The following is a 12641-nucleotide window of genomic DNA, read 5'->3' as shown; positions in this document are numbered from 1 at the left end:
GTAGGAGAATAACTGTGAAGAAAATTACGGTAGCCCTGTTCTTGGCGGCAGGCGCACTCTCGTTGTTGGGATGCAACAATCATTATCAACCGAAGGAACAACCGCTGCAGGCGATGCCGCAGAGTTATCAAGGGCTGTTGCCTTGCGCCGATTGCGGCGGGCTGGATACGGCGCTGTTCCTGGATGAGGACGGCACCTTTGTGCTGCAGGAAACTTATCGCGGCACCAAAGACGGCGATCAGACCTTCGCCGACTACGGCAAATGGGCGCGCACCGCGGATAAGCTGGTGCTGACTGACAGCACCGGGGAAAAACGCTACTTCCGCCCGGTGGGCAAGAGTCTTGAGATGCTGGATCGCAGCGGCGCGCCGATCGCCTCCAAGCTGAATTATCGTCTGGAGCCGGTCGAGAAGCCATTGCCTAAAACGCCGATGGTGATGAAAGGCAGCTACACCTATATGGCCGACGCGGCGGTGTTCAAAGATTGCGCCACCGGCATCACGTTCCCGGTGGATAACAACATCGCGCTGGAGCAAGGTTACGCCAAAGCCAATAAGGATGCCGGTGAGCCGGTGTTTCTGACTTTCAACGCGCACTTCAGCGTGCAGCCGTCGATGGAAGAGGGGCAGATAGAGAAGGCGGTGGTGCCGGACGGTAAAATCGCGTTCGACCGCAGTAAAAGCTGCAGCAACAACTAACTTCCCCTGTCCCCATGGACATAAATAAACCCGCCTAGGCGGGTTTTTTATTCGCTGACGCTCGGTGTTTAGCGTTTGATCTGGCCCAGCAGGAAATCAACGATTTCACCGGTTTTGATCATTTGCTTCTCGCCGACGCGGCGGTTTTTGTACTCGATCTCTTCGTTGTCGAGGTTACGGTCGCCGATAACGATAGAGTGCGGCACGCCGATCAGCTCCATATCCGCGAACATCACGCCCGGGCGCTCTTTGCGGTCATCGAGGATCACGTCGATGCCGTGGGAGCGCAGGGTGTTGTACAGCTCTTCGGCCAGCGCCTGCACGCGGAACGACTTGTGCATGTTCATCGGCAGAATAGCGACCTGGAACGGCGCGATGGCGTCCGGCCAGATAATGCCGCGTTCGTCGTGGTTCTGCTCGATGGCGGCGGCCACGACGCGCGTCACCCCGATGCCGTAGCAACCCATGGTCAGCACCTGGTTGCGGCCGTCTTCACCCTGTACGGTAGCTTTCATCGCTTCCGAATACTTGGTGCCGAGCTGGAAGATATGGCCCACTTCAATGCCGCGTTTGATCAGCAGCGTGCCCTGACCGTCCGGGCTGGCGTCGCCTTCCACCACGTTACGGATGTCGGCCACCTGCGGCAGCGGCAGATCCCGCTCCCAGTTGATGCCGAAGTAGTGTTTGCCGTCGACGTTGGCGCCGGCGCCAAAGTCGCTCATCGCCGCTACGCTGCGGTCGGCAACCACCGGCATCTGCAGCTTGACCGGGCCGAGGGAACCCGGGCCGGCGCCGACGATGGCGCGGATCTCTTCTTCAGTGGCGAAGGTCAGCGGCGCGGCAACCTGCGCCAGCTTCTCGGCCTTGATTTCGTTCAGCTCGTGATCGCCGCGCACCAGCAGGGCGACCAGTTTATGGCCGCTCTCTTCGGTGGCGCGCACCATCAGCGTCTTCACGGTTTTTTCCACCGGCAGCTGGAATTGCTCGACCAGCTCGGCGATGGTTTTGGCGTTTGGCGTATCCACCAGGCGCAGCTCTTCGCTGGCCGCCGCGCGCGGCGCTGCCGGAGCGACCGCTTCCGCCAGCTCGATGTTGGCGGCGAAGTCGGAACCGGTGGAGAACACGATATCGTCTTCACCGCTGTCTGCCAGCACCTGGAATTCGTGCGACGCACTGCCGCCGATCGAGCCGGTATCGGCCTGCACCGGGCGGAAATCCAGGCCCATGCGGCTGAAGATTTTGCTGTACGCTTCGTACATCGCGTCGTAAGTCTCCTGCAGAGACTCCTGCGAGGTATGGAAGGAGTAGGCATCCTTCATCAGGAACTCACGGGAACGCATCACGCCGAAACGTGGGCGCACTTCATCACGGAACTTGGTCTGGATCTGGAAGAAGTTCAGCGGCAGCTGCTTGTACGAGCTGATCTCGTTGCGGATCAGATCGGTGATCACTTCTTCATGCGTCGGGCCCAGCACGAAAGGACGGTCGCCGCGGTCGACGAAACGCAGCAGCTCGGGGCCGTATTGCTCCCAACGGCCGCTTTCCTGCCACAGGTCGGCAGGCTGAACCACCGGCATGGACACTTCGATCGCGTTAGCATTGTTCATTTCTTCGCGAACGATGTTTTCAACCTTTTTCAGAACGCGCAGGCCGGTCGGCAGCCAGGTGTAAAGACCGGAGGCCAGCTTGCGGATCATCCCGGCGCGCAGCATCAGCTGGTGGCTGATCACTTCGGCGTCGGCAGGTGTCTCCTTCAGAGTGGAGAGCAGATATTGGCTAGTACGCATGGTGTTTTGGTTCCGTTAGAACTGCAAATTGCATCGGGCTGCCAGAGTGGCGGCCAAAAAGTGATTTAGTTTACCAGCGCGAGCGGGTCGCCAAAAGAGAGGCGGCGGAATTTTAACGCGGGTCGAGCGACAGCACTTCGGTGTGGCCGTCCACGACGCGCCAGCGCACGTTGAAATCCAGCAGCCAGACGGCGTAATCCCGTTCGACGTCCTCTCCTTTACGATAGGCGGGACGGGGGTCCTGTGCCAGCACCTGGCTGATAAAACGCCTTAATTGCGGGTAGCGCGCCTGATGTTGCTGCAGCTGCTGTTCCGCCTGCGGCGCGAAACGCACCGGCATATCGCCGGCGGGCGCGGCCTGGGCAAAGCCGGCGCGGGCCTGCGGTTGGCTCTCGGCGAACGGCAGATAAGGCTTGATGTCCACCACCGGGGTGCCGTCGACCAGATCGAGGCTGCCCAGTTCCAGCGCCACTTCCCCGTTTTTCACCCGTACGCCTTTGAGCTCAATGAGCGACATGCCGAGCGGGTTGGGGCGGAAGGTGGAGCGGGTGGCGAACACGCCCATGCGGGCATTGCCGCCTAAACGCGGTGGGCGTACCGTCGGGCGCCAGCCGCCTTCCATGGTTTGATGGAAAATGAACATCACCCACAGATGGCTGAAATCGCTGAGACCGCGAACCGCTTCCGCCTGGTTGTAAGGCGGCAGCAGCAGCAGTTCGCCGCCACCGTCTTCGACCAGCCCCGGTTGGCGGGGCACGGCGAATTTCTCTTTATACGGCGAGCGGATCACGCCGATCTGCTCAAAAACGAATTCGGTCATTTAGACGAGACGTTAAGCGCCGAGCCCTGGCAAACGGCCTGCTGGTAACAACCGGCGACGCCGCTGACAATCTGGCAGTCGTGCAGCAGCACGGCGTTGGCCTTCATGTAAGACGCACGGATTTGCATGCGTTTACGGGCGGTAGCCAGATTCGGTGGGGAGTCTTGTACGGTGGTTTGGCACGATTCGCCGGACACTTCACCCAGATCGCGGAATGGTTTACCCACGAGTTCTTCTGCACTTTTATACAGTTTTACCGGAGCGGGGCGGGCGGCCGGCGTGGTCTTGGCCGGGGCGGTCGTGGTCGGCTTGCTGGTGCTGTTTGTTGAGGATGGCGCGATACGTTGCGATGAACATCCGGCCAGCGCGAGCGCTAACAAACAGAGAGGTAAAACACGCATTGAGATTCCTCTGCCTTAATGAAAGTGGCGCTATTGAAGCAATCTATGGCGGAAATAACAAGACGGGCCTTGGCCCGTCTTGCAATTATAGGAATAAAATTGGTGAATAAGCGCTTACCAGCCTTTCACGGCACCGCCGTTGAAGATTTTGTTGGCGGCGGCGTCCACTTCGTCAGACTGGTAGGCCTGAACGAATTTCTTCACGTTTTCCGCGTCTTTATTATCTTCGCGCGCAACCAGCAGGTTGACGTAAGGCGAGTCTTTATCTTCCACAAACAGACCGTCTTTCGCCGGCGTCAGGCCGATCTGGCTGGCATAGGTGGTGTTGATCACCGCCAGCGCGATCTGCTGATCGTCCAGAGAGCGCGGCAGCTGAGGGGCTTCCAGCTCAACCAGCTTCAGGTTTTTCGGGTTCTCGGTCACGTCCAGTACGGTCGGCAGCAGGCCAACGCCGTCTTTCAGTTTGATCAGACCGACTTTCTGCAGCAGCAGCAGCGAACGGCCCAGGTTGGTCGGATCGTTCGGCAGTGCGATCTGAGAACCCTCTTTCAGCTCGTCCAGCGATTTGATTTTCTTGGAGTAACCGGCGATCGGGTAAACAAAGGTGTTGCCGACCGGCACCAGCTTGTAGCCGCGATCTTTGATCTGCTGATCCAGATACGGTTTGTGCTGGAAGGCGTTCAGGTCGATATCGCCTTTGCTCAGCGCTTCGTTAGGCAGCACGTAGTCGTTGAAGGTGACCAGCTCAACGTCCAGACCGTATTTCTCTTTCGCCACTTTCTGCGCCACTTCGGCCACTTGCTGTTCAGCGCCGACGATCACGCCGACCTTGATGTGGTTTGGATTCTTTTCATCCTGGCCGCAGCCCGCCAGAGCCAGAGTGCCGATCAGTGCGCCAATTGTCGCGATGGATTTAAATGTTAACGACATATCCCTTCCTCATTAGACTCGCATTAATATGCTGTGAAACTATTTATGGGTAACGGCTTTGACGATGCGATCGCCGCAGAATTGGATCAGATAAACCAAAACTACCAGTAATACTAATACGGTATTCATAACTGTGGCGTTATAACCGATATAACCGTATTGGTAACCGATTTGGCCCAGGCCGCCGGCGCCGACCGCGCCGCCCATGGCGGAGTAGCCCACCAGGGTGATCAGGGTGATGGTCGCGGCGTTGACCAGGCCCGGCAGGGCCTCCGGCAGCAGCACTTTCTTGATGATCTGCATCGGCGTGGCGCCCATGGCGCGCGCCGCTTCCACCAGACCGGACGGGATCTCCAGCAGGGCGTTTTCCACCATGCGCGCGATGAACGGCGCGGCACCGACGGTCAGCGGCACGATCGCCGCTTGCAGACCGATCGAGGTGCCGACGATCATGCGGGTAAACGGAATCATCCAAACCAACAGGATAATGAACGGGATGGAACGGAAGATGTTCACCAGCCCGGACAGGATTTTATACAGCGAATTGTTGGCGATGATCTGCCCCGGGCGGGTGACATACAGCAGCACGCCTACCGGCAGGCCGAGCACGAAACCGAAAAAGCCGGAGACAAAGGTCATCATGACGGTTTCCCACACGCCACGCGCCATCAACCACATCATTGCCTCAGACATAACCCAGAACCTCTACTTTTACCTGATTTTCTTGCAGGAACTTAATCGTTGCCAGCGCGTCTTCGTCGCTGCCGTGCAGCTCCGCCAGCATCACGCCGAATTTCACGCCGCCGGCATAATCCATCTGGGCGCTGATAATGTTGTTGTTCACGTTGAAGCGGCGAGCGGCTTCAGACAGCAGCGGCGCATCGACCGACTGACCGGTGAACTCCAGGCGCAGCAGCGGCTGACGGTCGCCCTGACGCTCCGGCGACAGGCGCGCGGCGTAGTCGTCCGGGATATCCAGATGCAGCGTGGACTGAATGAACTGTTGGGCCAGCGGCGTTTTCGGGTGCGAGAACACTTCGCTGACGCTGTCTTTTTCGATCAGCTGCCCCTGGCTGATGACCGCGACCTGGTCGCAGATGCGTTTCACCACGTCCATTTCATGGGTGATGAGCAGAATGGTCAGGCCCAGACGGCGGTTGATGTCTTTCAGCAGTTCCAGGATGGAACGGGTGGTGGCCGGATCCAGCGCGCTGGTGGCCTCGTCGCACAGCAGCACTTTAGGGTTGCTGGCCAGCGCGCGCGCGATCGCCACACGCTGTTTCTGGCCGCCGGACAGGTTGGCCGGGTAGGCGTCGTGCTTGTCCGCCAGGCCGACCAGTTCCAGCAGTTCGGTCACGCGCTTTTTGATCTCGGCGCGCGGCGTATTGTCCAGCTCCAGCGGCAACGCCACGTTGCCGAACACCGTACGGGAAGAGAGCAGGTTAAAGTGCTGGAAGATCATGCCGATTTGGCGACGGGCGCGCGTCAGTTCGCTTTCTGACAGAGACGTCAGATCCTGGCCATCGACCAGCACCTGGCCGGAGGTGGGGCGCTCAAGCATGTTGGCGCAGCGGATCAGCGTGCTTTTACCGGCGCCGGAGGAACCGATGACGCCATAGATTTGCCCGGCAGGAACGTGAAGGGTCACGTCAGAGAGCGCGGTAATGGTGCGCGAACCCTGCTGGAACACTTTAGTGATGTTAGAAAGTTTAATCATATTCTTCTTATTTTAGCGTGGTTGCCCGTGGCTAGATAAAAGTAAACCTCGGCGTGGAACCAAGGTATGCCTCAGATGTTAAGGCGTCTAGACGTCTAAGTCAATGACCAACGACGTTCTCCGGCGTTCTCAGCGTGGGGTAAAACATGCGATACTGTTAGCGTATACAGGCCCTCAGGAGCAAAGCGGTGACACAAAGCGTTCCAGCAATTTTTCTCGATCGTGACGGCACGATTAATGTTGACCATGGCTATGTCCATGAAATCGACAACTTCCACTTTATCGACGGCGTGATCGACGCCTGTCGCGAGCTCAAAAAGATGGGCTTCGCGCTGGTGATGGTGACCAACCAGTCCGGCATTGCGCGCGGCAAGTTCAGCGAAGACCAGTTTATGTACCTGACCGAGTGGATGGACTGGTCGCTGGCCGATCGCGACGTCGACTTCGACGGCATCTATTTCTGCCCGCATCATCCGGAGGCGGCAGTAGAAGAGTATCGTCAGGTGTGCGACTGCCGTAAGCCGCAGCCGGGCATGTTGCTGCAAGCGCAGCAGGAATTGAACATCGATATGGCCGCTTCTTATATGGTGGGTGATAAACCGGAAGACATGCAGGCGGCGATCGCGGCCGGCGTCGGCACCAAGGTGCTGGTGCGTACCGGCAAGCCGGTGACGGAGCAGGGCGAAAAGCTGGCCGATTGGGTGCTAAACAGCCTGGCGGACCTGCCGGCAGCCATCAAAAAGCGGGTTTAATAGGCGTTACGAATGAATAGTGAGCGGTCAGATAAAAAATGCAGATTATCGCTTGTCATTCTGAACCGGCTCCCTATAATGCGCCTCCATCGACACGGAACATGTGAACAACTTCACAGAGTCTCCGGGGGTCGCAGAGAAAAAATCCTGAAAATTAGGGTTGACTCTGAAAGAGGAAAGCGTAATATACGCCACCTCGAGTTAGCAAGCGAAAGCGCCTAACTCACTGCTCTTTAACAATTTATCAGACAATCTGTGTGGGCACTCCACAAGACGATATCCAGCATCTTCGGATGCAAAAAAATATCAAGTCTTGAAGAGTGACTAACTGAAGTAAAATTCATGCAGTAAATCTTTGAGCATCGCTTCTCGAGTGGAAGCAAATCAAGCTTTTAATTGAAGAGTTTGATCATGGCTCAGATTGAACGCTGGCGGCAGGCTTAACACATGCAAGTCGAGCGGTAGCACAGGGGAGCTTGCTCCCCGGGTGACGAGCGGCGGACGGGTGAGTAATGTCTGGGAAACTGCCTGATGGAGGGGGATAACTACTGGAAACGGTAGCTAATACCGCATAACGTCGCAAGACCAAAGAGGGGGACCTTCGGGCCTCTTGCCATCAGATGTGCCCAGATGGGATTAGCTAGTAGGTGGGGTAATGGCTCACCTAGGCGACGATCCCTAGCTGGTCTGAGAGGATGACCAGCCACACTGGAACTGAGACACGGTCCAGACTCCTACGGGAGGCAGCAGTGGGGAATATTGCACAATGGGCGCAAGCCTGATGCAGCCATGCCGCGTGTGTGAAGAAGGCCTTCGGGTTGTAAAGCACTTTCAGCGAGGAGGAAGGTGGTGAGCTTAATACGCTCATCAATTGACGTTACTCGCAGAAGAAGCACCGGCTAACTCCGTGCCAGCAGCCGCGGTAATACGGAGGGTGCAAGCGTTAATCGGAATTACTGGGCGTAAAGCGCACGCAGGCGGTTTGTTAAGTCAGATGTGAAATCCCCGGGCTCAACCTGGGAACTGCATTTGAAACTGGCAAGCTAGAGTCTCGTAGAGGGGGGTAGAATTCCAGGTGTAGCGGTGAAATGCGTAGAGATCTGGAGGAATACCGGTGGCGAAGGCGGCCCCCTGGACGAAGACTGACGCTCAGGTGCGAAAGCGTGGGGAGCAAACAGGATTAGATACCCTGGTAGTCCACGCTGTAAACGATGTCGATTTGGAGGTTGTGCCCTTGAGGCGTGGCTTCCGGAGCTAACGCGTTAAATCGACCGCCTGGGGAGTACGGCCGCAAGGTTAAAACTCAAATGAATTGACGGGGGCCCGCACAAGCGGTGGAGCATGTGGTTTAATTCGATGCAACGCGAAGAACCTTACCTACTCTTGACATCCAGAGAACTTTCCAGAGATGGATTGGTGCCTTCGGGAACTCTGAGACAGGTGCTGCATGGCTGTCGTCAGCTCGTGTTGTGAAATGTTGGGTTAAGTCCCGCAACGAGCGCAACCCTTATCCTTTGTTGCCAGCGGTTCGGCCGGGAACTCAAAGGAGACTGCCAGTGATAAACTGGAGGAAGGTGGGGATGACGTCAAGTCATCATGGCCCTTACGAGTAGGGCTACACACGTGCTACAATGGCGTATACAAAGAGAAGCGACCTCGCGAGAGCAAGCGGACCTCATAAAGTACGTCGTAGTCCGGATTGGAGTCTGCAACTCGACTCCATGAAGTCGGAATCGCTAGTAATCGTAGATCAGAATGCTACGGTGAATACGTTCCCGGGCCTTGTACACACCGCCCGTCACACCATGGGAGTGGGTTGCAAAAGAAGTAGGTAGCTTAACCTTCGGGAGGGCGCTTACCACTTTGTGATTCATGACTGGGGTGAAGTCGTAACAAGGTAACCGTAGGGGAACCTGCGGTTGGATCACCTCCTTACCTAAAGATATTAGTTCGAGTGGCGTGCTCACACAGATTGTCTGATAGAAAGTAACGAGCAGAAATACCTTTATAGGCTTGTAGCTCAGGTGGTTAGAGCGCACCCCTGATAAGGGTGAGGTCGGTGGTTCAAGTCCACTCAGGCCTACCACTTCTTGTAAGTGGAAAAGGTACTGCACGTGACTGTATGGGGCTATAGCTCAGCTGGGAGAGCGCCTGCCTTGCACGCAGGAGGTCAGCGGTTCGATCCCGCTTAGCTCCACCATATAGTCCGGTATTGAATACTTCAGAGTATATTGGCGACAGTATGCTGCGAAGTATTTTGCTCTTTAACAATCTGGAACAAGCTGAAAATTGAAACATGACGGCTGAAATTTATCCCTCCGTAGATGTACTGGGATGAAGAGTAACCTGTCATAGAGTCTCTCAAATGTTTGCAGCGCGAACGATGGAAACATCTTCGGGTTGTGAGGTTAAGTGACTAAGCGTACACGGTGGATGCCTAGGCAGTCAGAGGCGATGAAGGGCGTGCTAATCTGCGAAAAGCGTCGGTAAGGTGATATGAACCGTTATAACCGGCGATACCCGAATGGGGAAACCCAGTGTGTTTCGACACACTATCATGTCATGAATACATAGTGGCATGAGGCGAACCGGGGGAACTGAAACATCTAAGTACCCCGAGGAAAAGAAATCAACCGAGATTCCCCCAGTAGCGGCGAGCGAACGGGGAGGAGCCCAGAACCTGAATCGGCTTGTGTGTTAGTGGAAGCGTCTGGAAAGTCGCGCAGCAAAGGGTGATAGCCCCGTACACTAAAATGCACAGGTCGTGAGTTCGATGAGTAGGGCGGGACACGTGACATCCTGTCTGAATATGGGGGGACCATCCTCCAAGGCTAAATACTCCTGACTGACCGATAGTGAACCAGTACCGTGAGGGAAAGGCGAAAAGAACCCCGGCGAGGGGAGTGAAATAGAACCTGAAACCGTGTACGTACAAGCAGTGGGAGCACCTTCGTGGTGTGACTGCGTACCTTTTGTATAATGGGTCAGCGACTTATATTTTGTAGCAAGGTTAACCGTATAGGGGAGCCGTAGGGAAACCGAGTCTTAATTGGGCGATTAGTTGCAAGGTATAGACCCGAAACCCGGTGATCTAGCCATGGGCAGGTTGAAGGTTGGGTAACACTAACTGGAGGACCGAACCGACTAATGTTGAAAAATTAGCGGATGACTTGTGGCTGGGGGTGAAAGGCCAATCAAACCGGGAGATAGCTGGTTCTCCCCGAAAGCTATTTAGGTAGCGCCTCGTGAACTCATCTTCGGGGGTAGAGCACTGTTTCGGCTAGGGGGCCATCCCGGCTTACCAAACCGATGCAAACTCCGAATACCGAAGAATGTTATCACGGGAGACACACGGCGGGTGCTAACGTCCGTCGTGAAGAGGGAAACAACCCAGACCGCCAGCTAAGGTCCCAAAGTCATGGTTAAGTGGGAAACGATGTGGGAAGGCATAGACAGCCAGGATGTTGGCTTAGAAGCAGCCATCATTTAAAGAAAGCGTAATAGCTCACTGGTCGAGTCGGCCTGCGCGGAAGATGTAACGGGGCTAAACCATGCACCGAAGCTGCGGCAGCGACGCTTAGGCGTTGTTGGGTAGGGGAGCGTTCTGTAAGCCGTTGAAGGTGGCCTGTGAGGGTTGCTGGAGGTATCAGAAGTGCGAATGCTGACATAAGTAACGATAAAGCGGGTGAAAAGCCCGCTCGCCGGAAGACCAAGGGTTCCTGTCCAACGTTAATCGGGGCAGGGTGAGTCGACCCCTAAGGCGAGGCTGAAAAGCGTAGTCGATGGGAAACAGGTTAATATTCCTGTACTTGGTGTTACTGCGAAGGGGGGACGGAGAAGGCTAGGCTAGCCGGGCGACGGTTGTCCCGGTTTAAGCGTGTAGGGGGTGTGACCTGGTAAATCCGGTTGCATACTAACCCTGAGGCGTGATGACGATGCACTACGGTGCAGAAGTAGTTGATGCCCTGCTTCCAGGAAAATCCTCTAAGCTCCAGGTAACATTAAATCGTACCCCAAACCGACACAGGTGGTCAGGTAGAGAATACCAAGGCGCTTGAGAGAACTCAGGTGAAGGAACTAGGCAAAATGGTGCCGTAACTTCGGGAGAAGGCACGCTGGCATGTAGGTGAAGTCCCTTGCGGATGGAGCTGAAGCCAGTCGAAGATACCAGCTGGCTGCAACTGTTTAATAAAAACACAGCACTGTGCAAACACGAAAGTGGACGTATACGGTGTGACGCCTGCCCGGTGCTGGAAGGTTAATTGATGGGGTCAGCCGCAAGGCGAAGCTCTTGATCGAAGCCCCAGTAAACGGCGGCCGTAACTATAACGGTCCTAAGGTAGCGAAATTCCTTGTCGGGTAAGTTCCGACCTGCACGAATGGCGTAATGATGGCCAGGCTGTCTCCACCCGAGACTCAGTGAAATTGAACTCGCTGTGAAGATGCAGTGTACCCGCGGCAAGACGGAAAGACCCCGTGAACCTTTACTATAGCTTGACACTGAACATTGAGCCTTGATGTGTAGGATAGGTGGGAGGCTTTGAAGCGTGGACGCCAGTCTGCGTGGAGCCATCCTTGAAATACCACCCTTTAATGTTTGATGTTCTAACTCGGCCCCATAATCTGGGGTGAGGACAGTGTCTGGTGGGTAGTTTGACTGGGGCGGTCTCCTCCCAAAGAGTAACGGAGGAGCACGAAGGTTAGCTAATCACGGTCGGACATCGTGAGGTTAGTGCAAAGGCATAAGCTAGCTTGACTGCGAGAGTGACGGCTCGAGCAGGTACGAAAGTAGGTCTTAGTGATCCGGTGGTTCTGAATGGAAGGGCCATCGCTCAACGGATAAAAGGTACTCCGGGGATAACAGGCTGATACCGCCCAAGAGTTCATATCGACGGCGGTGTTTGGCACCTCGATGTCGGCTCATCACATCCTGGGGCTGAAGTAGGTCCCAAGGGTATGGCTGTTCGCCATTTAAAGTGGTACGCGAGCTGGGTTTAGAACGTCGTGAGACAGTTCGGTCCCTATCTGCCGTGGGCGTTGGAAGATTGAGAGGGGTTGCTCCTAGTACGAGAGGACCGGAGTGAACGCACCACTGGTGTTCGGGTTGTCATGCCAATGGCATTGCCCGGTAGCTAAGTGCGGAAAAGATAAGCGCTGAAAGCATCTAAGCGCGAAACTTGCCTCAAGATGAGTCTTCCCTGGGCCTTTAAGGTCCCTGAAGGAACGTTTAAGACTAAGACGTTGATAGGCTGGGTGTGTAAGTGCAGCGATGCATTGAGCTAACCAGTACTAATGATCCGTGAGGCTTAACCTTACAACACCGAAGGTGTTTTTAGAGAGATTTTCAGCGACGTTCCGAGATTGGTTCTGATGGCTTCATGGAAGTGAAGCGGTTGGAATGAAACAGAATTTGCCTGGCGGCAATAGCGCGGTGGTCCCACCTGACCCCATGCCGAACTCAGAAGTGAAACGCCGTAGCGCCGATGGTAGTGTGGGGTCTCCCCATGCGAGAGTAGGACACTGCCAGGCATCAAAC

The 12641-nt window shown here is 55.8% G+C and carries 8 protein-coding genes, 2 tRNA genes and 3 rRNA genes; 7 read left to right on the top strand and 6 right to left on the bottom strand.

Annotation, left to right across the window (positions count from 1 at the left end; genetic code table 11):
- Positions 1-14 precede the first annotated feature (14 nt).
- Positions 15-698 (top strand): envelope stress response activation lipoprotein NlpE, encoded by a 684-nt coding sequence (nlpE, locus tag ACP3TA_RS00565; protein ID WP_089197369.1) that lies wholly within the window; start codon positions 15-17, stop codon positions 696-698.
- Between the two features lie 68 nt (positions 699-766).
- Here nlpE and proS read toward each other — a convergent pair whose 3' ends face one another.
- From proS to metN, 6 genes are all read right to left on the bottom strand, one after another.
- Positions 767-2485: a proline--tRNA ligase gene (gene proS / locus ACP3TA_RS00560; RefSeq protein ID WP_033644896.1), complete on the bottom strand. Its 1719-nt coding sequence runs from the start codon at positions 2483-2485 to the stop codon at positions 767-769.
- Between the two features lie 112 nt (positions 2486-2597).
- Positions 2598-3305, bottom strand: coding sequence for a tRNA (N6-threonylcarbamoyladenosine(37)-N6)-methyltransferase TrmO (gene tsaA, locus ACP3TA_RS00555; RefSeq protein ID WP_033644898.1), 708 nt, complete (start codon positions 3303-3305; stop codon positions 2598-2600).
- Positions 3302-3706, bottom strand: a complete 405-nt coding sequence (gene rcsF, locus ACP3TA_RS00550) for an Rcs stress response system protein RcsF (RefSeq protein WP_025304011.1) — start codon at positions 3704-3706, stop codon at positions 3302-3304. The genes tsaA and rcsF overlap by 4 nt, the downstream gene beginning before the upstream one ends.
- A gap of 114 nt (positions 3707-3820) precedes the next feature.
- Complete coding sequence (locus ACP3TA_RS00545) at positions 3821-4636, bottom strand: MetQ/NlpA family lipoprotein (protein ID WP_033644900.1); 816 nt, start codon at positions 4634-4636, stop codon at positions 3821-3823.
- Between the two features lie 39 nt (positions 4637-4675).
- Positions 4676-5329 carry a methionine ABC transporter permease MetI gene (locus ACP3TA_RS00540; protein ID WP_004932010.1) on the bottom strand — a complete coding sequence of 218 codons (654 nt, stop codon included), beginning with the start codon at positions 5327-5329 and terminating at the stop codon, positions 4676-4678.
- Entirely contained in the window at positions 5322-6353 is a 1032-nt protein-coding gene (metN, locus tag ACP3TA_RS00535) for a methionine ABC transporter ATP-binding protein MetN (protein WP_004932012.1), read from the bottom strand. Before metN ends, ACP3TA_RS00540 begins: the two co-directional genes overlap by 8 nt.
- Before the next feature lie 188 nt (positions 6354-6541).
- Between metN and gmhB the strand changes: the two genes are divergently transcribed.
- From gmhB to rrf, 6 genes are all read left to right on the top strand, one after another.
- Positions 6542-7105, top strand: a complete 564-nt coding sequence (gene gmhB, locus ACP3TA_RS00530) for a D-glycero-beta-D-manno-heptose 1,7-bisphosphate 7-phosphatase (RefSeq protein WP_025304009.1) — start codon at positions 6542-6544, stop codon at positions 7103-7105.
- Between the two features lie 393 nt (positions 7106-7498).
- A 16S ribosomal RNA gene (locus ACP3TA_RS00525) occupies positions 7499-9040 on the top strand.
- A 74-nt stretch (positions 9041-9114) separates the two neighbouring features.
- Positions 9115-9191: transfer RNA gene (locus ACP3TA_RS00520), tRNA-Ile, on the top strand.
- A 38-nt stretch (positions 9192-9229) separates the two neighbouring features.
- Positions 9230-9305 (top strand) — tRNA-Ala (locus tag ACP3TA_RS00515).
- A gap of 206 nt (positions 9306-9511) precedes the next feature.
- Positions 9512-12419 (top strand): 23S ribosomal RNA (locus ACP3TA_RS00510).
- A 99-nt stretch (positions 12420-12518) separates the two neighbouring features.
- A 5S ribosomal RNA gene (rrf, locus tag ACP3TA_RS00505) occupies positions 12519-12634 on the top strand.
- Together the 16S, 23S and 5S rRNA genes with 2 tRNA genes alongside form the textbook arrangement of a ribosomal RNA operon.
- Positions 12635-12641: the final 7 nt, after the last annotated feature.

It is taken from the genome of Serratia sp. 2C06 (assembly GCF_050037615.1).
In the GTDB taxonomy this organism is placed as follows: Bacteria; Pseudomonadota; Gammaproteobacteria; order Enterobacterales; family Enterobacteriaceae; genus Serratia; species Serratia ureilytica.
The sequence above is the reverse complement of the archived record's forward strand: the minus strand, read 5'-3'. Positions and strand labels throughout refer to the sequence as shown.